The organism is Rhodococcus sp. M8 (assembly GCF_015654185.1).
Taxonomy (GTDB): Bacteria; Actinomycetota; Actinomycetes; order Mycobacteriales; family Mycobacteriaceae; genus Rhodococcus; species Rhodococcus aetherivorans.
On sequence record NZ_CP064065.1, the window covers coordinates 5,603,315 to 5,627,408 of the forward strand.

A 24,094-nucleotide genomic window follows, 5' to 3' on the forward strand; every position below is an offset into this window, starting at 1 on the left:
TCGCCTCTTCTTCGGTCTCTCCGGTGGGGTTATCGGTCGAGTAGCCAACGTGCGCACTCGATGTCGCACACGAGCATGGTGGCCAGGCCGCCGCGCAGTGCCCCGAGCGCGGCCTGGTGTTTGGCGGCCCCGCCGGTGACGAGGACCGTGCCGGGGCAGGCGCGGATGTCGTCGAGCGAGACCGACACGGCGCGACGGTCGAGGTCCCCGCCGACGGCCGTGCCGTCGGCGTGGAAGAACCGTCCCGCGATCTCCCCGACCGCGCCGAGGTCGGTGAGGGAGTCGAGCATGGCGGTGTCGAGGTAGCTGCCCTCGAACAGGGTGGTCGACGTGGACACCGCTCCCACGCCGAACATCATCATGTCGGCGCGGCGGCCGATGTCCAGGGTGCGGGAGATCATCGAGTCGGCACGCATGGACGCGACCGTCGCGGGGTCGGCGTACAGGGGAACGGGGAGGCGGACCATCTTGGCCTGCAACTGTTCCGCGCATCGTCCGAGCACGTACTCGGCGCCGGTCTGGTAGTCGGACGCGGTGACGGCGCCGTCGAGCTGGACGATCGTCGCGCAGGTCGCCCCGCCCGGCGGCAGGGCCTGCGCGACGGCCACGGTCTCCGGGCCCCACGTGAATCCGAGGGTGTCCGTCGCGCGGATCCGCCGGCTGATCAGGGCGGCGGCGGCCCGTCCGACGCCCGCGAAGCTGGCGGCCTCGTCGAGCGGGCCGGCCGCGTCCACGCCGTCGCCGACGACGACGGCCTCGAGCAGGCCGAAGCGCTCCTCGAGGGCGCGTTCCTCGTCGGCGTGCAGGTCGTCGCGCAGGTTGGCCGGCACGTTCACCTCGATGCGCACCAGGCCCTGGGCCCGGGCCCGGGCGACGAGGCGTCCCGCGGTCGGCCGGGAGACGCCGAGACGCGTCGCGACCTCCGCCTGGGTGAGGCCGTCCAGGTAGTACAGCGTCGCCGCGCGCAGCGCCAGGCGCAGCTCCTCCGGCGCGGCGGCGGCCGCGGGCTGGTTCGTCACGTGGGGGACGGTCACGACATCTCCTGGTTCGGAGGAACGCTGTGAGCAAATGCTCATGGGTGCGTTCATTTGCTCAGTACGCTAGCATCGGCAATGTGACCCACACAACACCCCCGTCGATCCCGGCCGGCATGCGCGCCGCCGTCCTCGTCGAACCCGGACGGATCGAGATGCGCGAACGGCCGGTCCCCGAACCCGCACCCGGCGACGTGCTCGTCCGGGTCACCTCCGTCGGCGTGTGCGGATCGGACACGCACTACTACCGGGAGGGCCGCATCGGCGAATTCGTCGTCGAGGCCCCGCTCGTCCTCGGCCACGAGGCCGCCGGCACGATCGCCGCGGTCGGCGCCGGCGTCCCCGCCGGCCGGGTCGGGCAGCGGGTGTCCATCGAGCCGCAGCGCCCCGACCCCACCACCGACGAAACCCGGCGCGGGCGCTACAACCTCTGCCCGCACATGCGGTTCTACGCCACCCCACCCATCGACGGCGCCTTCTGCGACTACGTCACCATCGGGGCGGAATTCGCCCACCCCGTGCCCGACACCGTCTCCGACGACGCCGCCGCTCTCTGTGAACCGCTGTCCGTGGGCATCGCCGCCGTCCGCAAGGCGGGCGTCACCGCCGGATCCCGGGTCCTGGTCACCGGCGCGGGCCCCATCGGGATCGTCACCGCGCAGGTCGCCCGCGCGTTCGGCGCCACCGACATCGTCGTCACCGACCTCGACGCGGACCGGCGCGCGCTGGCCCGGAAGTTCGGGGCGACCGCCACGCTCGACCCGCGCACCGACGACGTCAGCGACCTGCACGTCGACGCCTACATCGACGCCTCCGGCGCCCCCGCCGCGGTCGCCGCCGCGATGCGGGCGGTCCGGCCCGCCGGCACCGTCGTCCTCGTCGGCTCCGGCGCCGAGACGATGAACCTGCCGGTCCAGCTGATCCAGAACCGCGAGCTGGTCCTCACCGGCGTCTTCCGTTACGCCCACACCTGGCCGACGGCGATCGCCCTCGCCGCCACCGGCCGCGTCGACCTCGACGCGATGGTCACCGCCCGCTTCCCGCTCGAGAGGGCGGCCGAAGCACTCGAATCCGACCGGACACCCGGCAACATCAAGACCGTCGTGCGGGTGCACCCCGGCGACGACACGTAAGGAGCCCCGAAGTGGACCTGGGGGAGAACACCCTGAACGCCCTGCCCGTCCCCGGCCCGACCTACTCGCGCCGCGACATCGGCGTCGGCATCGTGCATTTCGGGGTCGGCGGATTCCATCGTGCCCATCAGGCGATGTACGTCGACCGGCTGCTCGAACGCGGCGCCCGCAACTGGGGCATCTGCGGGGTCGGCGTCATGCCCGGCGACCGCCGCATGCGCCACGCCCTCGCGGCCCAGGACGGCCTCTACACCCTGATCCTGCGCCACCCGGACGGCAAATGGGAACCGCGGGTTATCGGTTCGATCGTCGACTACCGCTACGCCCCCGACGATCCCGAGGCGGTGATCGAACTGATCGCCGCACCCACCACCCGCATCGTCTCGCTCACCGTCACCGAGGGCGGTTACAACATCCGCCACGACACCGGCGAATTCGACGTCGACGACCCCGCCGTCCGCCGCGACCTCGAGCACCCCGACGCGCCGGCCACCGTCTTCGGCCTGGTCACCGCCGCGCTCGCGCGCCGCCGGGAGCGCGGGCTGCCGTCGCCGACGATCATGTCGTGCGACAACATCGAGGGCAACGGCACCGTCGCCCGGCGGGCTTTCACGTCCTTCGCCGAACTCGTCGACCCCGATCTCGCCGGCTGGATGCGCGAGCACACCCGGTTCCCCAACTCGATGGTCGACCGCATCACCCCCGTCACGACCGACGACATCGCCCCGGAACTCGACGCCCGCTTCGGCATCCGCGACCGCTGGCCCGTCGTCGCCGAACCGTTCACCTCGTGGGTGCTCGAGGACGACTTCTCCTGCGGCCGTCCGGCCTTCGACGAGGCTGGGGTGCAACTCGTCGACGACGTCGCGCCGTACGAGTTGATGAAGCTGCGCCTGCTCAACGCGAGCCACCAGGCGCTGGCCTACTTCGCCCACCTGTGCGGCTACCGCTACGTGCACGAGGCCGCCCAGGACCCTCTGTTCGCGGAGTTCCTGCTCGACTACATGGACACCGAGGCCACCCCCACCCTGCGGCCCGTGCCCGGCATCGACCTCGCGCAGTACAAGCGCACCCTGATCGAGCGCTTCGCCAATCCCGAGATCCGCGACACCGTCGCCCGGCTGTGCGCCGAATCCTCCGACCGCATCCCGAAGTGGCTGCTGCCGGTGGTGCGGGAGAACCTCGCCACGGGCGGATCGGTGCGCCTGGCCGCCGCCGTCGTGGCCGGCTGGGCCCGCTACGCCGAGGGCATCGACGAGGCCGGCGACCCCATCGAGGTCGTCGACCGGCTCGCCGACACCCTCGGGCCCCTCGCCCGCAGCCAGCGCGAGGAGCCGACCGCCTTCCTCGGGAACCGGTCCGTCTTCGGGGATCTCGCCGATCAGCCGCGGTTCGTCGAGGCCTACCTGTGGGCGCTCGGGTCCCTGCACCGCGTCGGGGCCCGCGCCACCCTGCAAGCCCTGCGCAGCAAGGTCGGATCGTGAACGGGCCCGTCCTCGTGATCGGCGAGGCGCTCGTCGACATCGTCCGCCGGGGCGCGGCCGAGCCCGTCGAACACGTCGGCGGCAGCCCGCTCAACGTCGCCGTCGGCCTCGGCCGGCTCGGCCGCGACATCGAGTTCGTCACCCATATCGGCGACGACGACCGCGGCCGCCGTATCGTCGGCCACCTCGCGGCCTCGAAGGTGCGGCTCGCCGCCGGCAGCAGCACCGCGGCGCGCACCCCGACCGCGACCGCCGTGCTCGACGAGAACGGCTCCGCCACATACGAGTTCGACCTGGAATGGCAACTGCCCGATCCTCGTCCCACGCCCGGTGCCCGGCACGTGCACACCGGATCCATCGCGGCCCTGCTGGAACCCGGCTGCGAGGCCGTCGCCGCGCTGCTCGACCGGCACGTGCCCACCGCGACCGTCAGCTACGACCCGAACGTCCGGCCCGCGCTCGTCGGCGACGACCCGCGCACCCGCGACCGCATCACCCGGTTCGTCGCGGGCGCCGACGTCGTCAAGGCCAGCGACGAAGACCTGAGCTGGTTCGCCCCCGGCCGCGACCCCCGCGACGTCGCGCGGGAGTGGCTCGCGCTCGGGCCGGCACTCGTCGCGGTGACGCTCGGTGCGGGCGGTGCCGTCGCCGTCGCGCGGTCCGGCGCCGTCGAGGTCGCCGCGCACCCGGTCGAGGTCGTCGACACCGTCGGCGCCGGCGACGCGTTCATGGCCGGCCTGCTCGACGCCCTGTGGACCCAGGAGCTGCTCGGCGACCGCGAGGGCCTGCGCGGAATCGGACCGGACGCGCTGCGCACGGCCCTGGACGTCGCCGCGCTCACCGCGGCCCGCACCGTCGCGCGTGCCGGCGCGGACCTGCCCACCCGCGACGAGCGGGACGCCGACCCGAAGGAGCCGTGGTGACGCTCGTCGCCGGGATCGACTCGTCCACCCAGTCCTGCAAGGTGCTCGTCTGCGACGCGCACACCGGCCGCATCGTGCGGCAGGGCCGCGCCCCGCACCCCGACGGCACCGAGGTCGACCCGCGTGCCTGGGCGGACGCCCTCGACCGCGCCGTCGCCGCCGCCGGCGGGCTCGCCGACGTCGCCGCGGTGTCGGTCGGCGGTCAGCAGCACGGGCTGGTGACCCTCGACGAGACCGGGACGGTGGTGCGCCCGGCGCTGCTGTGGAACGACACCCGCTCGGCCGCGGCCGCCGCCGACCTCGTCGCCGACCTCGGGGGCGGACAGAAGTGGGCCGACGCCGTCGGCGTCGTCCCGCTCGCCGCGATCACCGTCGCCAAGGCCCGCTGGCTCGCCGACCACGAGCCCGCCCGCGCCGACCGCACCGCGGCGCTGTGCCTGCCGCACGACTGGCTGACCTGGCGGCTGGCCGGAGGATCGGACATCGGTGCGCTGATCACCGACCGCAGCGACGCCAGCGGCACCGGCTATTACAGCGCCGCCGACGACGCCTATCGCACCGACCTGCTCGAACTGGCGTTGCGCGGCCGGCGGCCCCTGCTGCCCCGGGTGGCCGGACCGGCCGAACAGGTCGGGGAGACGAGCCGGGGTGCCGCGCTGGGACCCGGCGCCGGGGACAACGCCGCCGCCGCCCTCGCCCTCGGTGCGCGCGAGGGCGACGTGATCGTCTCCGTCGGCACGTCGGGCGTGGTCTCGGCGGTCTCGGTCACCCCCACCCGCGACCCCGACGGGCTGGTCGCCGGCTTCGCCGACGCCACCGGCCGCCACCTGCCGCTCGTGTGCACCCTCAACGCGGCGCGGGTCCTCGACGCCACCGCCGCGCTGCTCGGCGTCGACCACGACGAACTGTCACGGCTCGCGTTGTCGGCCCCGCCCGGCGCCGGCGGGCTCGTGATGGTGCCGTACCTCGAGGGCGAGCGCACCCCCAACCGCCCCGGCGCGACCGGCGCGATCCACGGCCTGCGCCTGACGAATTCGACGCGGGAGCACCTGGCGCGCGCGGCCGTGGAGGGGCTGCTGTGCTCGCTCGCGGACGGCCTCGACCACATCACCGCGCAGGGCGTGCCGGTGCGACGGGTGCTGCTCGTCGGTGGCGGCGCCCGTTCCCGCGCGCTGCGCGAGGTCGCGCCCGGCGTGCTCGGGGTCCCGGTCGAGGTGCCCGAGCCGGGCGAGTACGTCGCCGTCGGCGCGGCCCGCCAGGCGGCGTGGGTGCTCGACGACGGTGCGGAACCACCGCGGTGGCAGGGTGGTGCCGTGCAGCGTTACGAGACCGACCCGATGCCGGCCGTGCGCGCCCGGTACGCGGAGGTCCGCGACCTGACCGAGGGCACGATCCGTTGCAGCTGACGCGGGTGGCCGGCTCAGGACAGGCCGAAGGCACTGGCCAGGAAGTCGATCAGCCAGGAGAAGATCTCGACGGACCCGATCACGCTCGAGCCCTCGTCGGTGGTGTCGGCGAGGGCCGTGCCGGGCGCGAGCGCCGACAGGACTGTGGCGCCGAGAACTGCCGTGGTGATGCGAGCCGACGTCCGCATGAGCGTCTCCTTCCGACGGGTATCGAAACCAGTTCATGATCGCCCGGGCGTGCACCGGTTCGCGACCGCGATGAGTTCCGGTTCCGTCTCGGGTCGATATCTGTGACACCGACGGCAGCGACACAGACGTCTGTGACACCGACGTCTGTGACACCGACGTCTGTGACACCGACGTCTGTGACACCGACGTCTGTGACACCGAGGGCAGTGCCGTCATCCACCCGAGCAAGGAGAAGACGATGCCGAAGATCACCCCGTTCCTGTGGTTCGACACCGAGGCCGAGGACGCGGCCAAGTTCTACACCAGTGTGTTCCCCGACTCCCGCATCCTGGGCACCACCTACTACCAGGACGCCGGCCCCAAGCCGGCCGGCACCGTCATGGCCGTCGACTTCGAACTCGACGGCCAGCGCTACGTCGCGTTCAACGGCGGCCCGGAGTTCTCGTTCTCCGAGGCGGTGTCGCTCCAGATCGACTGCGCCGACCAGGACGAGGTCGACCACTACTGGAACGCCCTCACCGAGGGCGGGGAGGAGAGCCAGTGCGGCTGGCTGAAGGACCGCTTCGGGCTGTCCTGGCAGGTGGTGCCACGGCGGCTCTACGAGCTGCTCTCCGACACCGACCCCGAGGTGGGACGGCGCATCACCGAGGCGATGTTGCAGATGCGCAAGATCGAGATCGCGCCGCTCGAGGACGCCGCCCGCGGCTGAACCCGAGCGGCGGCCGAGCCCAGCTATCACCGCGGTGGCGGTGATAGCTTTCGGTCGATGACCACGCGCACCGAGCGGCTCGACGAGCTCCCGTTCACCCGCAAACACGGCAGGCTGCTGCTCGGCTCCGGTGTGGGCTGGGCGCTCGACGCCATGGACGTCGGGCTCATCTCGTTCGTGATGGCCGCCCTGGCGGTGCAGTGGGGCCTGAGCACGACCCAGTTGTCGTGGATCGGTTCGATCGGCTTCGTCGGGATGGCCGTCGGCGCCGCGCTCGGCGGCCTGCTCGCCGACCGGATCGGCCGGCGCCAGGTGTTCGCGGTGACACTGCTGGTGTACGGCCTGGCCACCGGTGCCGCCGCGCTCGCCGGCTCCGTCGCGGTGCTGATCGTGCTGCGGTTCGTCGTCGGTTTGGGTCTCGGGGCCGAACTTCCGGTGGCGTCGACCCTCGTCAGTGAATACGCGCCGCGCCGGCAGCGCGGCCGCATGGTGGTGGCGCTCGAGGCGTTCTGGGCGGCCGGGTGGATCCTCGCCGCCCTCATCGGCTACTTCGTGATCCCGCTCGGCGACGACGGCTGGCGCTGGGCGCTGGCCGTGGGGATCGTCCCCACCCTGTACGCGGTGGTCGTGCGGTTCGGCCTGCCCGAATCCGTCCGGTACCTCGAGAGCCGTGGCCGCTACGGCGAGGCCGAGACGGCCGTCCGGTCCTTCGAGACGTCCGCCGGCGTCGACGCGCCCCCGGACCAGGAGGAGACGTCGCGCCCGGTGCGCACCGACCCGGCGGCGGCCGAGTCGATCTGGTCGTCGCGGCTGCGGCGCCGGACCGTCGCCCTGTGGACGGTGTGGTTCGGCATCAACCTCTCGTACTACGGGGCCTTCATCTGGCTGCCCAGCCTGCTGGTCACCCAGGGCTTCGATTTGGTGAAGTCCTTCCAGTACACGCTGATCATCACGCTCGCGCAGTTGCCGGGGTACGCGGTCGCCGCGTGGCTGATCGAGGTGTGGGGGCGGCGCGCCACCCTGGCGAGTTTCCTCGTCGGCTCGGCGGCGGCCGCGGGGCTGTTCGGCCTCGCCGACACCCCCACCCGGATCGTCGCCGCCGGAATGGCGTTGTCGTTCTTCAACCTCGGCGCGTGGGGCGCGCTGTACGCGATCGGTCCGGAACTGTATCCGACGTCGGTGCGGGCCGCCGGGACCGGTGCGGCGGCCGCGTTCGGGCGCATCGCGTCGATCCTGGCGCCGCTGCTGGTGCCCGGGCTGCTCACGGCCGGCGGCAACCCGCTCGTCTTCGGGGTGTTCGCGGCGGCGTTCGCCGTCGCCGCCGTCGCCGCCTACACGCTGCCGGAGCGCAAGGGGCAGGTGCTCGAGGCCTGAGCCCTACGCCCGTGCGGGCGGCGCCTGGCTGCAGGCCGTCGCCACGGCGAAGGCCCCGAGGGCCGTGCCGGTGACGAGGCGCTGCGCCCGCACGGCCCGCGGGTGCGTTGCCAGGCGGCGCGCGACGGCTGCCGCGCCGAGCACGATCAACCCGTTCACCGTCAGCGCCACCCCGATCTGGACCGCCCCGAGCACGAGGAATTGCCGCCACTCGGGACCGGCGGCGGGCGAGACGAACTGGGGCAGCAGCGCCGCATACATCAGGGCGATCTTCGGGTTGAGGACGTTCGTCGCGAGGCCCATGCCGAACAGTCGCGCCGCCGAGTGCTCGGTCGCAGGGGCCGGGGCGAAGAGTGCACCGCCGCCGGGACGCAGGATGCCCCATGCGAGATACGCGAGATAGCCCGCGCCGGCGAACCGCAGGAGATCGTAGGCGACGGGGACCGCGGCGAACAGGGCGGAGAGCCCGGCCGCAGTGGCGAGCAGGTAGCAGAGGAACCCGGCGCCGACACCCGCGAGGGACACCAGGCCGGCCCGGCGGCCCTGCGCCAGCGACCGGGAGGTCAGGTACATCATGTTCGGGCCGGGCGTGAGGACCATGCCCAGCGCGACCACGGCCACCCCGGCCGCAGCGGAGACAGAAACCACGGGAACCCCTTCCGTTCGGGACAGGATCGAGAGTGCCGCGCGGAAACGTGCACGTCCATCACGGCTTTGTGCAGGGTTCTGTGTAATGTTGCTACATGCTCGACGTCGACGGGCTCGTGGCCCTGCGTGCGCTGCGTGACCACGGCACGGTCACCGAGGCCGCGAGCGCCCTCGGCTACACGCCCTCCGCCGTCAGCCAGCGCGTCAAACGGCTCGAGCGACGCCTCGGCGCGGCCCTCACGGCCCCGGCGGGCCGCCGGGTGGTGCTCACCCCCGCCGCCCAGCGCCTCCTCGACGATGCCGAACCCCTTCTCGGGCAGCTGGAATCGGCCTTCTTCCGGGTCTCGGGATCGTCGCGGATCGCCGGCGCGGTCACGGTGGCGGCATTCACGACGGCGATCCGGGCCGGCATCCCCGCGGCGCTGGCCTCGGCCACCATGGGCCGGCCGGATCTGTCCGTCAGGGTCGTCGAGGCCGACCCGGTCGACGCTGCCCTGAGGGTGGCCACCGGGCGGGCCGACGTCGCCGTGCTGCACCACTGGCGGTTGCTGCCGCGGGCGTTGCCCGACACCCTCGTCGCCGAACATGTGCTCGACGACGGCGCCGACGTGATCGTGCGCGCGGACCATCCGCCGGCCCTCGGCGAAACGCTCTCACCGCAACAGCTCTCGTCGTCGGACTGGGTGTCCACCGGCGAGGGGACGCTGTGCCACGAATGGCTGATGTCCATGTTCGCCGGGCACGGCCTGCGCCCCCGGATCACCTGTACGTCGAGTGACTTCGACATCCATCTGGACTTCGTGCGCGCCGGGCTCGCCGCCGCGCTGGTGCCGCGACTGGGCCGCAGGCCGCTGGGACCGGACCTGGTGGCGATTCCCGCGCCCGGCGCCCTGCGGGTCGTCAGCGTCGTCCGGCGCGCCGGTCAGGTCGACGACCCGACCCTCGCGCACGTCGTGTCGCACCTGCGCATGTCGTTGGGCGCGTAACCGCCGAGGCCCCGCGAGTGCGCACGTCTCGCGCCGATTCCCGAGGCCGCGCGACGGGATGTGCACACTCGGTGCGCGTGGAGTCATCCTTCTGTGCATTCCCAGCCATGTTCGCCCGCCATACGGGGACCTAGTGTTCCAGATCACAAGCATCCGGCGGCGGGTGGTGCGCATTCGAGGCCTCCGCCGCGACCCGAAAGGACGGACCTGGACGTGGCGTCACTGCAGACGGTGCAGAGGATCGGACCGGTGCTGGACCTGTTCACGGTGCAGCAACCCGAGTGGGGAGTCTCCGAGGTCGCGGCGGCGATCGACGTTCCCCGATCGAGCGCGCACGCCCTGCTGTCGAGCCTGGTCGACACGGGGCTGCTCCAGTGCCGCGCACGCGGACGCTACCGGCTCGGTTGGCGCGTCGTGGAGCTGGGAGAGACGCTGCGCGGCACCGTCGACGTCCGGTCCTGTGCCGCCCCGGTCCTCGAGCGCCTGGTGGAGAAGTACGGCGAGACAACTCATCTCGCGGTCATGGATCGATGGAACGTCCTCTATGTGGACAAGATTCTCGGCAATCACAACATCACCGTGCAGGGTGCGCGGATCGGGACGCGCCTGGATGCGCATTCCACGGCGGTGGGCAAGGTGCTGCTCGCGCAACTCGAGGAGATCGAGGTGCGCCGGTATCTGGCCATGCGCCCGTTGCGGCGGCTGACACCGTCGACCACCACGAACCCCCAGGCACTTCTGGACGCCCTGGCCGGTGTGCGCTCGGCCGGCTTCGCTGCGGACCTCGGGGAGACGGTCTCGGAGGTGCACTGCGTCGCCGCCCCGGTGCGCGACGACCTGGGTTCCGTCGTGGCGGCCGTGAGCGTGAGCGTGCCCGCGACGCGCTTCGTCCAGCGGCGACCGCAGCTCGAGCGGGCCGTGGTCGGTGCCGCGCACGAGATCACCCGGGCGATCGCCGAAGCCCACGACTGCAGTCCCGTGCTCCTGCGGGACGACCCGGGTGCCGCCGGTTTGACGGCGGCGAGCCCGCGCGCCTCCTGACCACGAATCCGACCGCACGAACGAGACAAGCGAAAAAGAGGAGCCATGGACACCGCCGCCCACAAGGCCGCAGACCGACTGCTCGAGGTGTATCGCACGGGGGAACCGATCGATCCGCTCACCCCGGACCATCCCGACGCGTCGATCGAACTCGCCTACCGGATCCAACAGCTGCAGGTCGAGCAGTGGACGCTGGCCGGTGATGTCGTCAAGGGCCACAAGGTGGGCTTGGCCTCCCGTGCGATCCAGCGGCAGATGGGCGTCGATCAACCCGATTTCGGGCACCTGACCGCGAGCATGTTCCACCTCGAGCACCAGCCGATCCCCGCCGGCCGCTTCCTGCAGCCGCGGATCGAGCCCGAGGTGGCGTTCGTGCTCGGCCGGCCGCTGGCCGGTCCGGGCGTCACCTCCGCCGAAGCCGCGCGGGCCGTGGACTTCGTGCTGCCCGCACTCGAGATCGTCGACTCGCGGATCCGGGACTGGAAGATCGGCATCTTCGACACCATCGCGGACAATGCCTCCTCCGGCGGGGTGATCCTGGGGAGCCGGCCGGTCTCCCTCGGCGACGTCGACCTGAGGCTGATCGGATGCACGCTCCACATAGGCGGTGAACTCACGGCGACGGGAGCAGGCGGAGCCGTGCTCGGGTCCCCGCTCAACGCACTGGTGTGGCTGGCCAACACGGTCGGCCCGCTCGGGGTCACCCTCGAACCGGGGCATGTGGTGCTTCCAGGCTCCATGACCAGGGCGTTCCCAGTGGCGGCGGGCGACTCCATCGTGGCGAACATCAGCGGGCTCGGCAGCGTCACCGCCGTGCTCGGCGGAAAGGACGAGAAATGAGCGACCAGTTGTGGAGCGCGGCCCGCGTCGCCGACGTGCTGCTGCGTGCAGAGGACACCGCGACCCCGCAGACGTCGATCCTCGCGGAATGGGACGGACTGGACCTGGGGACCGCGTACGCCGCGCAGGACATCGCGTTGCGCATGCGGCTCGCCCGCGGCGAGCGGCTCACCGGCGTGAAGCTCGGGGTCACATCGAAGGCGAAGCAACGGCAGGTGGGCGTGGACTCGCCGTCCACCGCGTGGCTCACGGACCGGATGATCCTGCCGATCGGCGAGCCTGTCCCGCGCGAGAAGATGATCCACGCCCGCGCGGAGCCGGAGATCGCATTCGTCATGGGCCGCAGGCTCGAGGGACCCGGGGTCTCGGCCGCGACCGCACTGGCCGCGGTGGAGCACGTGGTCGGCGCGATCGAGATCATCGACAGCCGGTTCTCCGGCTACCAGTTCTCGATGATGGACGCCGTCGCGGACAACAACTCGTCCGGACGGTACGTGACCGGTCCGGTCGGCCGTGCGCCGGAGGATCTCGATCTCGCCCTCGAGGCGTGCCTGCTCGAGGTCGACGGCGAGGTGGTGGACTCGGCGACGGGCGCCGCGGTGCACGGACATCCCGCGGAGGCGCTGGCCTTCGCCGCGAACACCCTGGCCGAGCGGGGACTCGCCATCGAGGCAGGGTGGGTGGTGCTCACCGGCGGCATGACCGACGCGGTGCCGGTGCAGCCGGGGGCGCGCATCGCCGCGCACTTCACCACCCTCGGCACCGTCATCGTGGCGGGAGGCTGACGATGCCGTTCATCGACGTGACGATCGCGGAGGGGCGCAGCCCGGACGAGCTCCGGAGGCTGATCCACGAACTGACCCAGGCGGCGCACCGAGCGCTGGACGCGCCGCTGCCCAACATCCGGGTGGTGCTGCGGGAGACGCCGAAGACACACTTCGCGGCGGGTGATGTGACGATCGCCGAGCGTGAGACACGGGCCTGAACGGTCCGGATATCCCGAACTGCGACAACGCCCGCCGGCGACGCAGTCGAGCATCGTGATCGGGCCGGATCGGGGCGGGGCCGCGGGATACACAAGGGAGACACCATCCCCTGTATCCCCCGGAGACCCGATGACGTCGAACCGACAGCGCGCCCTGACCCTGGTTGCCGAGCCCGAGCCCGGCTGCGAACGGGTGGCGGACCGGATGTACCACGACCTGCTGTCGCCACCGGAGGTGCGACAGGTGCGCGACCGCGTCCGGGACTTCGCCACCCGGGCCGTCGCGCCGATCGCCGGCCGGATCGCCGGCGGGGACGAGCGCCTCGACGGGTTCCCGCGGGACGCGTTCGAGGCCATGGCCTCGAACGGTCTGTTCCGCATTCCCTTCACCGCGGACGTCGGTGGCGACGGACTCACGCATCGCGCCACGGCCACCGCGGTGGCCGTCGAGGAACTGGCGTACTACTCCAACAGTGTCGCCGCCATCTACGACGTCCATTGCATCCTCGCCGGCACGGCACTGGACCAGGGCACCGAGGCGCAACGGCACCGATGGCTGCGTCCCGTCGTCGACGGGGAGATCGTGGGGTCGTTCGCGACGAGTGAGCCCGGTGCGTCGAGCGATCTCTCTCCCGAGGCGGTGCAGACCGTCGCGAGCCCGGACGGCGACGGGTGGGTACTCACCGGCCGCAAGCGGTGGATCACCAATTCGGTCGTCGCCGGCGTCGTCGTCGTGCTCGCCCGGACCGGCGACAGCCTCACCACCTTCATCGTTCCCACCAGCGCACCGGGCGTCACCGTCGGCACACCCGACCGCAAACTCGGCAACCGCGGGCAGATCACGGCCGACGTGATCCTCGACCGTGTTCGGCTCGGACCGGAAGCGGTGCTCGGGCGGGTCGGCGGCGGCCTGCGCGTCGCGCTCCGGACACTCACGTACGGCCGCATCGGAATCGGCGCCGCCGGCGTCGGCATGGCGCAGGCCGCCTTCGACCGCACCGTCGCGCATCTGAAGTCGCGGCACGCGTTCGGTGGTTCGCTGGCTTCCAAACAGCACTGGCAGTTCGTGATGGCCGACTACGCGGCGGATCTCGAGGCCGCCCGCAGCCTGTACCTGAAAGCGGCTCTTCGGCTCGACGCCGGGGAGCATTTTCCCGAGCCCGAAGCGGCGATGGCGAAGCTGCGCGGCACCGACCTGGCGGCGCGCATCGCCCGGGATGCCGTGCAGGCGTTCGGCGGACTCGGATTCGTGCAGTCCCTCGGAGCCGACGACACCGAAGGACCGGTCGAGGCGATATACCGGGACAGCAAGATCGGTGAGATCTACGAGGGCGCCAACGAGATCCAGCGATGGGTCCTCGCACGACAGATCTTCGGACGCGATCACACCGGATAACGGAACATTCTCCGCACATCATTCGGAGCGCGGGACGGTCGTCGATCTCCGGCGAGGAAACGGGACGAACGGTTCTCGCGGGACTGCGGACGCGCGGTGCACGCGGTCCGCCCGTCCCGGCGACTATCGTACGGCTCGACCGAGCCGGAAATGCGCGGGGCTGGAGCCGAACTGCCGACGGAAGGCACGGCTGAAGTGGGACACGTCCCGGAAGCCGACCAGGCCGCTGATCTCGGTGACCGTGAGGTCGGTTTCCGACAGCAGGGCACGCGCGCGTCCGAGGCGTACCTGGTACAGCCAGGTACGGGGGGTGGTTCCCGCCGTGCTGAACAACTTGTGGATGTACCGCACGGACATTCCGAGTTCAACGCCGACATCGGCGAGCGTGTGGTCGGGGTCTCGGAGATACCGGACCATGGTGCTCTGCACCTTGCGAAGGTCGTCCGCGTGGATCCGCTTCGTGGCGCTCAACGGGGGCGATTGTTCACCGATCGCGCTCACGAGCAGATCCAGCGCCGCGGCCGCAACGGTTGCCGAAGAGCCCTGCGACAAGGGGGTATCGGCGGTGGCGACCTCGACGAGGAACCGGGACACGAACCGGCCGATTCCGGACTGCCCGGAAATGCCCTGGCCTGTCACGCTGTTCATGAGCTCGACGGGAAGGCGGGAGGTCAGCTGCTCACGCGGCGTGCGCAGCACGATCTGCTCGAATTCGGTTGTGGCGTCGACGACGAACGGTGCCGACGAGTCGACGATGCCGAAGGCGCCGTCGGTGAGGGTCGCCGACCGGGTCCCCTGCGTCAGGATCGCGGAACCGCGCGTGATCAAGCACAGCAGGTAGTCGTCGTTCGGATCCGAGGTGATCATCGACGGTGTCCGCACCACCGCGTGCGGATCGGCATGCACCACACTGACGGTCATCTCCCCGAGCGGGCGCGCGACCAGATCCGCCGCGAAACGGTCGTGCGTCTGCGGCCAGTCGACGTCCATCTCGCAGTAGGTCGTCTCGAGCGTGTCCGTCCACCGGGCACGACCTTCGGTGGACTCCAGTTCGCGCGTGCTCAGCGCCAATCTCCGGCCGGACGCCGCGGTGCACGGGGAGTCATCCTTCGGTGCACTGTCGGTCATGTTCCCGCTCACCTCCGCCTTCTAGTGTTCCAGATCACAGGAACTCGGCGGGCGGACGATACCGCGGGACACCCCGTCTGCGCGACCCCGGCCGTCATCTCCGGATGAGCCCACGACAGGAGAGCGACATCATGACCACCACCCATACCTGGATCGACGAGATCACCATGGAGGAACTCGACCGCGACCCGAATCCGATCTACGAGCGGCTGCGCCGGGAGGCGCCGGTCGCCTACGTCCCGGCGATCGGGATGCACGTGGTGGCCACGAGGGAGCTGTGCCTGCAGATCACCCAGGACTCCGAGACGTGGTCCACGGTGATCGCCCCCTCGGGCGGGCGGACGTTCGGGACCGGAACCGTGCTCGACTCCAACGGCGAGCGGCACCGCAAGCTGCGCGAATGGATCGATCCGCAACTCCGGCCCGCCGCGGTCGACTCCTACGTGGAAGCGCTGGTCCGGCCGCAGGCGCGGAGCATCCTCGAACGGATCGAGGAACTCGGGGCCGTGGACATCCAGGAGGCCTATTTCGCTCCGGTCAGCGTCCGTGCGGTCGGTGACCTGATGGGTCTGCGGAACGTCCCCTCGGAGACGCTCGTGCGGTGGTTCCAGACGCTCGCGCTGTCGTACGGCAACGCCGAGGTCGACGAGAACGGCGAGTTCGCCCATGCCGAGCCCTTCGAGGCCGGAGACCGGATCAAGGAGGAGATCGTCGCCACCGTCGATCCGTTGCTCGACCACTGGACCCGCAATCCCGACCACACGTTGATCTCGCACTGGTTGCACGACGGAATGCCGGAGGGGCAGGTGCGGGAGCGGTCGGAAATCTACCCGAACATCTACGTCTTCCTGCTCGGTGCGCTGCAGGAGCCCGGTCACGTCATGACGACGACACTGGCGGGCCTGCTGCAGCATCCCGACCAGCTCGAGCGCGTCGTCGACGATCCGGATCTCCTCCCGCGGGCGGTCAACGAGGGCGCGCGCTGGGTAGCGCCGATCTGGAGCGCCGCCGTCAAGGTCGCGAACCGGGAGGTCACCGTCGGCGGCGTCGACCTGCCCGCGGGTACGCCGGTCATACTCGCGTACGGCTCGGCCAACCGCGACGAGACGGTGTGGGCGAACCCGGACGCCTACGACGTGGACCGGCCGGTCATGCCGCACCTCGCCTTCGGCGCCGGCAAGCACGCCTGTGCCGGCACCTACCTCGGGACCGCGATCGTCCGGATCGCCCTCGAGGAGTTGTTCGAGACGATCCCGAACATCGAACCCGACCCCGACCGCACCCCGAGCTTCTGGGGCTGGACCTTCCGCGGCCCGCAGGGCCTGCACGTCCGATGGGAGGTGTAGTCGTGAGCCACTCGGTGACCGTTTCCGGGCAGGACGGGGCCTTTCCCGGCGCGCCCGACCGTTCGGTACTCGAGTCCGCACTGCGGGCGAACCGCTGGTTGCCGCACGCGTGCTCGCAGGGCACCTGCGGGACCTGCAAGATCAGGGTGCTGTGCGGCGAGGTGGACCACGGCCGGCCCGACGAGACCATCCTGAGCGAGGCGGAGCGCGCGTCCGGGCTCACACTCGCCTGTCAGGCGACACCTCGCACCGATCTGACCGTCGCGCCGTTGAACGACGTGCCCCCGGACGGGCCGAGGCATCCCTTGCGCGACCACGCCGGCACCGTGCTCGAGCTGGCCGACATCGCACGGTGCACCCGCCGGCTCGTCGTGGAACTGGACGAGCCGATGGAGTTCTCCGCCGGTCAGTACGCCGAGCTGATCGTGCCGGGTTCCGTTGTGGCGCGTCAGTACTCGATGGCCAATCCGCCCTCCGAGTCGCGCCGGCTCGAGTTCCACATCAAGCGGGTCGATGGAGGGCTCGCGACGGAGGGGTGGATCTTCGGCTCGCTTCGGCCGGGAGACCGGATCGGGCTGCGCGGGCCGCTGGGGCAGTTCGCCCTGGTTCGTCCCCAGGAAGAACCGGCCATTCTGGTCGGCGGCGGAACGGGGCTTGCCCCCTTGAAGTCGATTGTGCGCCATGCACTCTCCAACGATCTTGTCCCGAGTATCGACCTGTACCACGGAGGGCGCGGGCAGGCGGATCTGTACGACGTGGACTTCTTCCGGGCTCTCGAGGCCGCCGATCCCCGATTCCGCTACCACCCTGTACTCAGCGAGGAGCAGTGGGACGGCGCCACCGGCGTGGTCACCGACGCCGTGCTCGACGACTTCGCCAGTTGCAAGGGGCGCAGCGCGTACCTGTGCGGGCCACCCGCCATGGTCACCGCGGCGGTCAAGGCGCTCAAACGGCGTCGCATGGCGCCCCGGTTGATCTTCAAGGAGGAGTTCACCGTCGGCAGCGCGCCGCCGGTGATGTCGCCGGTGTGACCGGTTCCGCGGCCGGGTGTTCGGGTTCACCCCGAGCACCCGGCCGGTCGTCGTTCAGTGTCGGTGCCCCGGTTCGCGGCCGGCGCGTTCCTTCCGATACTGGCCGGGGCTCGCGCCGAAGGCGGCGCGGAACGTCCTGCTGAAGTGGGAGACGTCCCGGAAGCCCGCGCATTCGCTGACCTCGGCGACGGACATCTCGGTCGTCAGCAGGTACTTCCGCGCGCGCTCGAGCCGTGCCTGATACAGCCATGCGCGCGGAGTGGTGCCCGCTGCGCTGAAGAGCTTCTGGACGTTGCGCAACGACATCCCGGCGTCGGCGGCGACGTCCGGAAGCGTGAGCTCGGGATCGTGCAGCTTCTGTTCGATGACCCGCTGGACGCGGGTGAGATCTTCCGTGCGGTGCAATTGGGCGGCACCGGTCGCGACAGTGCCTTCGGTGAGGGCGGTGACCAGCATGTCGACGGCCGAGGAGGCGAACGACACGGCGGCCCCCCGCGAGATGGGGGCATTCATCGACGCGATGTCGACGAAGAAACGACCGACCAGTCCGCCCGGCCCGGTCTCGCCGCAGATCGTGCGGGCCGTGCCGTGTTCGACGATCCGCCCCGGCAGGCGCGAGGTGAGCAGTTCACGAGGAGACCGCACGACGATCTGCCGGAACGGCGCGGGGGAGTGGAAGACGAACGGGGTGGCGCAGTCGAGCAATGCGAACGACCCTCGCTCGACCGTCGTGGTCCGGCCCGACTGCTGCACCTCGACGTGGCCCTCGGTCACGATGCACACGAGATAGCCTGCACCGGAGTCGGAGTCGACCATCGCGGGCGAGCGGACCACCGTGTGGGCGTCGGCCCGGATCGTGCTGACGTGCAGATCGCCGAACGGCCGGCCGCCCCATTCCGCGTCGAAGTGACGTCGTGGGTTCGGCCACGCGACGTCCATCTCGCAGTACAGCTGCCCCAGCGTGCTCGCCCATCGGGCGTGCCCCTCGCTCGTGTCCAGCTCCTGCGTCCGCAGGGAAACGATGCCGGGGGCCGCTCCGTTGCGCGCAGAGTCACCCGTTTGTTCGCGCTCAGCCATGTTCCACCACACCTCCGCCTTCTAGTGTTACAGATCACAGGAACGTGGCGCCCGGAACGATGTCCCAACCCCCGGCCCCGCGCGACCACCGAGGACGGTTACCGAAGCGCGCCAGCGTGATCGGTGCCGGGATCCTCCGAAGTCGGCGGATACGGCCGGGCCGGGTCGACGCCCGTCGTGCCGTTCCCCACCCGAGCCGATTCCTGCACCACACCCCCGAGACCAGGAGTGAAGACCATGACGACCACATCGATCCTGGGCGACGCCGTCGGAGCGCCCAACACCGTCCGGCCCATGACCGGCGACGAGTACATCGAGTCGCTCCGCGACGGTCGTGAGGTGTACTTCCGTGGCGAGCGGGTCGACGATGTCACCACACATCCGGCCTTCCGCAATTCGGTCCGGTCGGTGGCCCGGATGTACGACGCGATGCACAAGCCGGAAGCGAAGGGCATCCTGTCGGTGCCGACCGACACCGGTAACGGAGGATTCACCCATCCGTTCTTCAAGACGGCGCACAGTGCCGACGATCTGCTCCTCGCTCGTGATGCGATCGCCACCTGGCAGCGCGAGGTGTACGGCTGGCTGGGCCGCTCGCCCGACTACAAGGCGTCGTTCCTCGGCACCCTCGGAGCCAACGCGGAGTTCTACGGGGAGTACCAGGACAACGCGAAGCGGTGGTACAAGGAAGCACAGGAACGCGTGATCTACATGAACCACGCGATCGTGAACCCCCCGATCGACCGCGACAAGCCCGCCGACGAGACCGCCGACATCTGCGTGCACGTGGTGGAGGAAACCGACGCGGGCCTGATCGTGTCCGGCGCCAAGGTGGTGGCGACCGGGTCGGCGATCACCAACGCCAACTTCATCGCGCACTACGGCCTGCCGCTCCGCAAGAAGGAGTTCGGCCTGATCTTCACCGTCCCGATGGATTCGCCGGGCCTGAAGCTGTTCTGCCGTACGTCCTACGAGATGAACGCCGCCGTCATGGGTACGCCGTTCGACTACCCGCTCTCGAGCCGATTCGACGAGAACGACGCCATCATGGTGTTCGATCGGGTGCTGGTGCCGTGGGAGAACGTCTTCGCCTACGACACCGAGACGACCAACGGGTTCGTGATGAAGTCGGGCTTCATGTCTCGCTTCATGTTCCACGGTTGCGCCCGTCTCGCCGTGAAGCTGGACTTCATCGCCGGCTGTGTGATGAAGGCGGTGGAGATGACCGGCTCGGCCGGATTCCGCGGCGTGCAGATGCAGATCGGCGAGATCCTCAACTGGCGTGACATGTTCTGGGGACTGTCCGACGCGATGGCGAAGACGCCCGATCCGTGGGTCAACGGGGCCGTGCAACCGAACCTCAACTACGGTCTCGCCTACCGCACCTTCATGGGCGTCGGCTACCCGCGGATCAAGGAGATCATCCAGCAGACCCTCGGCAGCGGCCTGATCTACCTGAATTCGCATGCGAGCGACTGGGGTAACCCCGAGATCCGGCCGTACCTCGACCAGTACGTTCGCGGGTCGAACGGCATCGTGGCCATCGATCGTGTCAAGCTGCTCAAGCTGCTCTGGGATGCCGTCGGTACCGAGTTCGGCGGCCGGCACGAGCTGTACGAGCGCAACTACGGCGGCGACCACGAGGCCGTGCGCTTCCAGACGCTGTTCGCCTACCAGGCTCAGGGCCTGGACAACCAGCTCAAGGGCTTCGCCGAGCAGTGCATGTCCGAATACGACATCGACGGCTGGACGCGCCCGGATCTGATCAACAACGACGATCTGAAGATCGTCCGTAGCTGAACGGGGCGCAGCGATGAGGAGCACGGTCATGACCGACACCGCCCGGGAATCCGATCTCGACGTCACGCCTCTGCACATGCGTAAGGCCCTCGGCCGGTTCGCCAGCGGCGTCACCATCGTCACCACCGCCGAGTCCGAGGACGAGGCCTCGGTGCACGGAATGACCGCCAACGCGTTCACCTCCGTGTCGCTCGATCCGCCGCTCGTGCTCGTATCGATCGCCAACCGCGCCAAGATGAACGAGCGGATCCGCGAGGCGGGGCGGTACGGCGTTTCGATCCTCGCCGGGGACCAGGAACCGTTGTCCCTGCACTTCGCCGGCGCGGCGAACCAGCCGGATCTGGTCCGGTTCGTGTGGCGCAAGGGCGTGCCTCTCCTCGAAGGTGCACTGGTTCACCTCGCGTGCACCGTGGTCGATTCGCATCCCGCGGGTGACCACACCTTGCACGTGGGCCGGGTGGAGCGGCTCTGGTACGACGACGGGCACCCGCTGGTGTTCTACACCGGCACCTTCCGGTCGCTCGAGTTGCAGGGCAGGGACGAACCCTGGGGGTTCTGATCGAGCAGGGCGGGGAGGCCGCGGCGGGCGTCGCGGTCACCCCGCCTCTCGAACCCCCGAGCGAAGGTGCCGTTGTGTCGGATAGATCGACGTAACGGCACATTCGCTCATGCCCCGCTGATCACCGCGCCGGCTGTGCGGCCGCCGCGCGTGCCGTGATCTCGCCGGCGCGCGTGGCAGCGGCCGGGTTGCCTGCGATGGACCAGTTCACCGGATCGACTTCGACGATCTGTCCGCGCACCAGATCCCGCTGCGCCCCAAGGATCTCGACGATCAGATCGGTGAAACGCGCCGCCAGCTCCTGGCGCTGCTCGATCGGTCGTCCGGCGAGGACGATCGCGGTGAAGTAGGGGGCCGGGGTGCCGCCGTCGGCGATCACCGTCCCGGTCGTCGCGGCGTCGCCGGGGTCGTACCTGACGACGAACGCCCGCACTCGCTCGATCGGGGAGTCGAGGACCTCCGCGTAGCAGCGGCTCGCGTCGGCGAGCAGCCGACGTCGTTGCTCGGCAGAGTAGGCGCCGTCGACGAGATGGAAGTGTGCAACGGGCATGGCCGCTCCTTTGTGACGTTTTGGGGTACAGATCTATTGGACTCCGTGACTATTGGACTCCGTGCCGGGTCCCGCCGTCGACGGTGAGGACGCTTCCGTGCAGCACGGCGGCCTCGGGGGCGAGCAGCATCTCCAGAGTCCAGCCGATCTCGTCGAGGGTCGGTAGCCGGCCGAGCGTGGTCTTGGCGCGGTAGCGGTTCCAGATCTCGCCGGGGTCGCGGCCGGTCTCGGCGGCTTCGGTCTCGACGAACTTCCGCAGCCGTGGCGTGTCGACAGGCCCCGGCGCGATGGTGTGGGTGGTGACGCCCTTCGGGCCGTACAGCGCGCTGAGTTGGCGCATGAGGTTGAAGACCGCGGCGTTCACCGTCCCCGGCCCGGCGTCGAGCGGGCCGGGTTCGAGCCCGAGCGACCCGGCGATCGTCACGAAACGCGAACCCGGCACCAGGTGGTCGCGGACGGCGTGCAGCAGCCGCACCAGCCCGCCGACCTTGATGTTCGCGCCGACCGCGAAGTCTCCCGGCGCGATGGTGTCGGCCGAGCCGCGCACCGGAAGTCCGGCCGCGAACACGGCCATCCGCACCGGTGCGTCGACGTGGGCGGCGATCGCCTCGATCGCGCTGTCGTCGGCGATGTCGGCGACGCACGGGACGATCAGGTCGTCCGAGGCCGCCAGCTTGTCGAGGTCGTCGGCGTTGCGGGCGACGGCGATCACGCGAAGGCCGCGACGGGCCAGGCGACGGGTGAACTCGGTGCCCATCGCACCGGTCGCGCCGACGACGACACACACTGAGGACGAAGTCATACCTGTGCTCCCTCTTGCCGTTGTGGAACGCCCGGACGACCCGCGCAGTAGCGGGACGGGCGATTGGTCGTTCGGCCGCGATCGACGCGCCGAACAGAAATCCGCCCACGCAAGATGCCGTGGGCGGATTCCGGTCTGCGGAGCGAATCCGATTCTCCGGCCGTTTCAGCCGCGCAATCGGAGGGTGACCGCGCGGGGTTCGGTGAAGAATTCGCGCGAGTACTGGCCGCCCTCGCGGCCGAGGCCGCTGGCGCCTTCGCCGCCGAACGGCAGGCGCAGGTCGCGTTCGAAGAACGTGTTGATCCACACGGTGCCGGCCTTCCAGCGGGCGGCCATCCGGTGGGCCCGGTCCAGGTTCTGGGTGAACAGCATCCCGGCCAGGCCGTACGGGGAGTCGTTGGCGATGCGCAGGGCCTCCTGTTCGGTGTCGAAGCCGAGGACGGTCTCGACCGGGCCGAAGATCTCCTCGCGTGCGGTGCGGGAGTCGTTGGTCAGCCCGGTGATCACGGTGGGCGGGTAGTAGAAGCCGCCGGCGCGGGCCTCGTCGGTGAGGCGGGCGCCGCCGGTGACGACCTTGCCGCCTTCCTCCTGGGCGAGCTCGACGTAGCCGTGCACCTTGTCGAGGTGGCGTTGCTCGATGAGCGGGCCCAGGAAGTTCGACGGGTCCTTCGGGTCGCCGACGGTGAGCGTGTTCGCCTGCTCGGTGAACCGGGCCAGGAACTCGTCCATGATGCTGTTGTGCACCAGCAGCCGGGACCCGGCCAGGCACACCTGTCCGTTGCCGCCGAAGATCGCGCGGATCGCCATCGGCACGGCGACGTCGAGGTCGGCGTCGGCGAAGACGATGTTCGCGGACTTGCCGCCCATCTCCGCCGAGACCGGGGTGTGGTTGGCTGCCGCGGCCTGCAGGATCTTCACGCCCGTCGCGCTCGAGCCGGTGAAGGTGATCCGATCCACCCGCGGATCCGAGGTCAGCGGCCCGGCGACGGCCTCACCGCCGAACCCGTGCACGACGTTGAGCACGCCCTCGGGCAGTCCGGCCTCGAGGGCGAGTTCGGCGAAGCGGTGCGCGGTCAGCGGGGTCTGCGGCGCCGGCTTGAGCACCGCGGTGTTGCCGAAGGCCAGCGCGGGGGCGATCTTCCAGGTGGCCAGCATCAGGGGTGCGTTCCACGGGCTGATCGCCGAGACCACACCGGCCGGCGGGTAGAGCACGTAGGACAGCAGGTCCCCGTCGGGGTAGGCCTCGTTGGCGGCCATCGCGACGTAGTCGGCGAAGAACCGCAGATTGTGGGCCACGCGGGGGATTTCGGCGTGCAGCGACTGGTTGATGCTCTTGCCGCCGTCGCGGGTCTCGAGCAGGGCGAGTTCCTCGCGGTGGGCGTCGACCGTGTCGGCGACCGCGTGCAGGATCTTCGCGCGCTCCTTCGGGGACAGCAGGGGCCAGGGGCCGTCGTCGAAGGCGGTGCGGGCGGCGGTGATCGCCGCGGCACCGTCCTCGGCGGTGCCCGCGGGCACGACCCCGAGCAGCGCCCCGTCGTGGGGGTCGCGGGACTCGAAGGTGGCCCCGTCCGACGCCGGCTTCCATTCGCCGCCGATCAGGTGCCGGACCTGCGTCACCGACGGCGTGTTCTGGGTCTGGGTCATGGCAGTCTC

Annotated in this window: 24 protein-coding genes; 16 read left to right on the forward strand and 8 right to left on the reverse strand. The window is 70.6% G+C overall.

Annotation, left to right across the window (positions count from 1 at the left end):
- Nucleotides 1-29: 29 nt before the first annotated feature.
- Nucleotides 30-1,034 carry a sugar-binding transcriptional regulator gene (locus ISO16_RS25565; RefSeq protein ID WP_006933848.1) on the reverse strand — a complete coding sequence of 335 codons (1,005 nt, stop codon included), beginning with the start codon at nucleotides 1,032-1,034 and terminating at the stop codon, nucleotides 30-32.
- Nucleotides 1,035-1,150: 116 nt separating this feature from the next.
- Here ISO16_RS25565 and ISO16_RS25570 point away from each other — a divergent pair, with 116 nt between their 5' ends.
- Genes ISO16_RS25570 through xylB form a run of 4 tightly spaced genes read left to right on the forward strand, consistent with a single transcriptional unit; the run spans nucleotide 1,151 to nucleotide 5,980 of the window.
- Nucleotides 1,151-2,167, forward strand: coding sequence for an NAD(P)-dependent alcohol dehydrogenase (locus ISO16_RS25570; RefSeq protein WP_072634706.1), 1,017 nt, complete (start codon nucleotides 1,151-1,153; stop codon nucleotides 2,165-2,167).
- Nucleotides 2,168-2,178: 11 nt separating this feature from the next.
- Nucleotides 2,179-3,651: a mannitol dehydrogenase family protein gene (locus ISO16_RS25575; RefSeq protein WP_072634707.1), complete on the forward strand. Its 1,473-nt coding sequence runs from the start codon at nucleotides 2,179-2,181 to the stop codon at nucleotides 3,649-3,651.
- The gene (locus tag ISO16_RS25580; RefSeq protein WP_072634708.1) at nucleotides 3,648-4,574 is read left to right on the forward strand and encodes a carbohydrate kinase family protein; all 927 of its coding nucleotides are present in this window, start codon (nucleotides 3,648-3,650) and stop codon (nucleotides 4,572-4,574) included. The genes ISO16_RS25575 and ISO16_RS25580 overlap by 4 nt, the downstream gene beginning before the upstream one ends.
- Nucleotides 4,571-5,980, forward strand: a complete 1,410-nt coding sequence (xylB, locus tag ISO16_RS25585; RefSeq protein ID WP_072634874.1) for a xylulokinase — start codon at nucleotides 4,571-4,573, stop codon at nucleotides 5,978-5,980. The genes ISO16_RS25580 and xylB overlap by 4 nt, the downstream gene beginning before the upstream one ends.
- A gap of 14 nt (nucleotides 5,981-5,994) precedes the next feature.
- Here the strand turns inward: xylB and ISO16_RS25590 are convergent, their stop codons facing one another.
- Nucleotides 5,995-6,168, reverse strand: a complete 174-nt coding sequence (locus tag ISO16_RS25590; RefSeq protein ID WP_006933860.1) for a hypothetical protein — start codon at nucleotides 6,166-6,168, stop codon at nucleotides 5,995-5,997.
- Between the two features lie 239 nt (nucleotides 6,169-6,407).
- Between ISO16_RS25590 and ISO16_RS25595 the strand changes: the two genes are divergently transcribed.
- Both ISO16_RS25595 and ISO16_RS25600 read left to right on the forward strand, forming a co-directional pair.
- Nucleotides 6,408-6,878: a VOC family protein gene (locus tag ISO16_RS25595; RefSeq protein ID WP_043799220.1), complete on the forward strand. Its 471-nt coding sequence runs from the start codon at nucleotides 6,408-6,410 to the stop codon at nucleotides 6,876-6,878.
- A 57-nt stretch (nucleotides 6,879-6,935) separates the two neighbouring features.
- Entirely contained in the window at nucleotides 6,936-8,252 is a 1,317-nt protein-coding gene (locus tag ISO16_RS25600; RefSeq protein ID WP_006933865.1) for an MFS transporter, read from the forward strand.
- Between the two features lie 3 nt (nucleotides 8,253-8,255).
- Here ISO16_RS25600 and ISO16_RS25605 read toward each other — a convergent pair whose 3' ends face one another.
- The gene (locus ISO16_RS25605; protein ID WP_072634709.1) at nucleotides 8,256-8,900 is read right to left on the reverse strand and encodes a LysE family translocator; all 645 of its coding nucleotides are present in this window, start codon (nucleotides 8,898-8,900) and stop codon (nucleotides 8,256-8,258) included.
- 95 nt (nucleotides 8,901-8,995) lie between these two features.
- Here ISO16_RS25605 and ISO16_RS25610 point away from each other — a divergent pair, with 95 nt between their 5' ends.
- From ISO16_RS25610 to ISO16_RS25635, 6 genes are all read left to right on the forward strand, one after another.
- Nucleotides 8,996-9,886, forward strand: a complete 891-nt coding sequence (locus ISO16_RS25610) for a LysR family transcriptional regulator (protein ID WP_072634710.1) — start codon at nucleotides 8,996-8,998, stop codon at nucleotides 9,884-9,886.
- 213 nt (nucleotides 9,887-10,099) lie between these two features.
- Complete coding sequence (locus ISO16_RS25615; protein WP_029542304.1) at nucleotides 10,100-10,927, forward strand: IclR family transcriptional regulator; 828 nt, start codon at nucleotides 10,100-10,102, stop codon at nucleotides 10,925-10,927.
- Nucleotides 10,928-10,972: 45 nt separating this feature from the next.
- On the forward strand, nucleotides 10,973-11,767 hold the full coding sequence (locus ISO16_RS25620) for a 2-keto-4-pentenoate hydratase (protein ID WP_072634711.1): 795 nt from the start codon (nucleotides 10,973-10,975) through the stop codon (nucleotides 11,765-11,767).
- Complete coding sequence (locus ISO16_RS25625; RefSeq protein WP_072634712.1) at nucleotides 11,764-12,552, forward strand: 2-keto-4-pentenoate hydratase; 789 nt, start codon at nucleotides 11,764-11,766, stop codon at nucleotides 12,550-12,552. The genes ISO16_RS25620 and ISO16_RS25625 overlap by 4 nt, the downstream gene beginning before the upstream one ends.
- 2 nt (nucleotides 12,553-12,554) lie before the next feature.
- A complete protein-coding gene (locus ISO16_RS25630; RefSeq protein ID WP_006933877.1) occupies nucleotides 12,555-12,752 on the forward strand; it encodes a tautomerase family protein in 198 nt (65 codons plus the stop codon).
- A 130-nt stretch (nucleotides 12,753-12,882) separates the two neighbouring features.
- Nucleotides 12,883-14,148, forward strand: a complete 1,266-nt coding sequence (locus tag ISO16_RS25635) for an acyl-CoA dehydrogenase family protein (RefSeq protein WP_006933879.1) — start codon at nucleotides 12,883-12,885, stop codon at nucleotides 14,146-14,148.
- A gap of 123 nt (nucleotides 14,149-14,271) precedes the next feature.
- Here the strand turns inward: ISO16_RS25635 and ISO16_RS25640 are convergent, their stop codons facing one another.
- Nucleotides 14,272-15,276, reverse strand: coding sequence for an AraC family transcriptional regulator (locus ISO16_RS25640; RefSeq protein WP_044475768.1), 1,005 nt, complete (start codon nucleotides 15,274-15,276; stop codon nucleotides 14,272-14,274).
- A gap of 131 nt (nucleotides 15,277-15,407) precedes the next feature.
- Here ISO16_RS25640 and ISO16_RS25645 point away from each other — a divergent pair, with 131 nt between their 5' ends.
- Both ISO16_RS25645 and ISO16_RS25650 read left to right on the forward strand, forming a co-directional pair.
- Nucleotides 15,408-16,622, forward strand: a complete 1,215-nt coding sequence (locus ISO16_RS25645; RefSeq protein ID WP_029542310.1) for a cytochrome P450 — start codon at nucleotides 15,408-15,410, stop codon at nucleotides 16,620-16,622.
- Between the two features lie 2 nt (nucleotides 16,623-16,624).
- On the forward strand, nucleotides 16,625-17,653 hold the full coding sequence (locus tag ISO16_RS25650) for an NADH:ubiquinone reductase (Na(+)-transporting) subunit F (RefSeq protein WP_006933887.1): 1,029 nt from the start codon (nucleotides 16,625-16,627) through the stop codon (nucleotides 17,651-17,653).
- 54 nt (nucleotides 17,654-17,707) lie between these two features.
- Here ISO16_RS25650 and ISO16_RS25655 read toward each other — a convergent pair whose 3' ends face one another.
- Nucleotides 17,708-18,730 carry an AraC family transcriptional regulator gene (locus ISO16_RS25655; protein WP_072634713.1) on the reverse strand — a complete coding sequence of 341 codons (1,023 nt, stop codon included), beginning with the start codon at nucleotides 18,728-18,730 and terminating at the stop codon, nucleotides 17,708-17,710.
- A 237-nt stretch (nucleotides 18,731-18,967) separates the two neighbouring features.
- Here ISO16_RS25655 and ISO16_RS25660 point away from each other — a divergent pair, with 237 nt between their 5' ends.
- Together ISO16_RS25660 and nphA are read left to right on the forward strand one after the other, a co-directional pair.
- Nucleotides 18,968-20,530 (forward strand): 4-hydroxyphenylacetate 3-hydroxylase family protein, encoded by a 1,563-nt coding sequence (locus tag ISO16_RS25660; RefSeq protein ID WP_043799290.1) that lies wholly within the window; start codon nucleotides 18,968-18,970, stop codon nucleotides 20,528-20,530.
- A gap of 28 nt (nucleotides 20,531-20,558) precedes the next feature.
- Complete coding sequence (gene nphA, locus ISO16_RS25665) at nucleotides 20,559-21,089, forward strand: NADH-dependent flavin reductase (RefSeq protein WP_072634714.1); 531 nt, start codon at nucleotides 20,559-20,561, stop codon at nucleotides 21,087-21,089.
- A gap of 121 nt (nucleotides 21,090-21,210) precedes the next feature.
- Here the strand turns inward: nphA and ISO16_RS25670 are convergent, their stop codons facing one another.
- The 3 genes from ISO16_RS25670 to ISO16_RS25680 all read right to left on the reverse strand — a co-directional run bounded on the left by ISO16_RS25670 (nucleotide 21,211) and on the right by ISO16_RS25680 (nucleotide 24,085).
- Nucleotides 21,211-21,639, reverse strand: coding sequence for a tautomerase family protein (locus ISO16_RS25670; RefSeq protein ID WP_072634715.1), 429 nt, complete (start codon nucleotides 21,637-21,639; stop codon nucleotides 21,211-21,213).
- A 49-nt stretch (nucleotides 21,640-21,688) separates the two neighbouring features.
- Nucleotides 21,689-22,441, reverse strand: coding sequence for an SDR family NAD(P)-dependent oxidoreductase (locus ISO16_RS25675; protein WP_006933896.1), 753 nt, complete (start codon nucleotides 22,439-22,441; stop codon nucleotides 21,689-21,691).
- A 165-nt stretch (nucleotides 22,442-22,606) separates the two neighbouring features.
- Complete coding sequence (locus ISO16_RS25680; protein WP_072634716.1) at nucleotides 22,607-24,085, reverse strand: aldehyde dehydrogenase; 1,479 nt, start codon at nucleotides 24,083-24,085, stop codon at nucleotides 22,607-22,609.
- Nucleotides 24,086-24,094: the final 9 nt, after the last annotated feature.

Excerpts from the sequence above, each read along its gene's own strand:
- ISO16_RS25670 (WP_072634715.1), bottom strand. The coding sequence starts at position 21,639 with ATGCCCGTTGCACACTTCCATCTCGTCGACGGCGCCTACTCTGCCGAG.
- ISO16_RS25655 (WP_072634713.1), bottom strand. The coding sequence starts at position 18,730 with ATGGCTGAGCGCGAACAAACGGGTGACTCTGCGCGCAACGGAGCGGCC.
- ISO16_RS25660 (WP_043799290.1), top strand. The coding sequence starts at position 18,968 with ATGACGACCACATCGATCCTGGGCGACGCCGTCGGAGCGCCCAACACC.
- ISO16_RS25640 (WP_044475768.1), bottom strand. The coding sequence starts at position 15,276 with ATGACCGACAGTGCACCGAAGGATGACTCCCCGTGCACCGCGGCGTCC.
- nphA (WP_072634714.1), top strand. The coding sequence starts at position 20,559 with ATGACCGACACCGCCCGGGAATCCGATCTCGACGTCACGCCTCTGCAC.
- ISO16_RS25680 (WP_072634716.1), bottom strand. The coding sequence starts at position 24,085 with ATGACCCAGACCCAGAACACGCCGTCGGTGACGCAGGTCCGGCACCTG.
- ISO16_RS25675 (WP_006933896.1), bottom strand. The coding sequence starts at position 22,441 with ATGACTTCGTCCTCAGTGTGTGTCGTCGTCGGCGCGACCGGTGCGATG.
- ISO16_RS25645 (WP_029542310.1), top strand. The coding sequence starts at position 15,408 with ATGACCACCACCCATACCTGGATCGACGAGATCACCATGGAGGAACTC.
- ISO16_RS25620 (WP_072634711.1), top strand. The coding sequence starts at position 10,973 with ATGGACACCGCCGCCCACAAGGCCGCAGACCGACTGCTCGAGGTGTAT.
- ISO16_RS25600 (WP_006933865.1), top strand. The coding sequence starts at position 6,936 with ATGACCACGCGCACCGAGCGGCTCGACGAGCTCCCGTTCACCCGCAAA.
- ISO16_RS25570 (WP_072634706.1), top strand. The coding sequence starts at position 1,151 with ATGCGCGCCGCCGTCCTCGTCGAACCCGGACGGATCGAGATGCGCGAA.
- ISO16_RS25635 (WP_006933879.1), top strand. The coding sequence starts at position 12,883 with ATGACGTCGAACCGACAGCGCGCCCTGACCCTGGTTGCCGAGCCCGAG.
- ISO16_RS25595 (WP_043799220.1), top strand. The coding sequence starts at position 6,408 with ATGCCGAAGATCACCCCGTTCCTGTGGTTCGACACCGAGGCCGAGGAC.
- ISO16_RS25630 (WP_006933877.1), top strand. The coding sequence starts at position 12,555 with ATGCCGTTCATCGACGTGACGATCGCGGAGGGGCGCAGCCCGGACGAG.
- ISO16_RS25625 (WP_072634712.1), top strand. The coding sequence starts at position 11,764 with ATGAGCGACCAGTTGTGGAGCGCGGCCCGCGTCGCCGACGTGCTGCTG.
- ISO16_RS25610 (WP_072634710.1), top strand. The coding sequence starts at position 8,996 with ATGCTCGACGTCGACGGGCTCGTGGCCCTGCGTGCGCTGCGTGACCAC.
- ISO16_RS25590 (WP_006933860.1), bottom strand. The coding sequence starts at position 6,168 with ATGCGGACGTCGGCTCGCATCACCACGGCAGTTCTCGGCGCCACAGTC.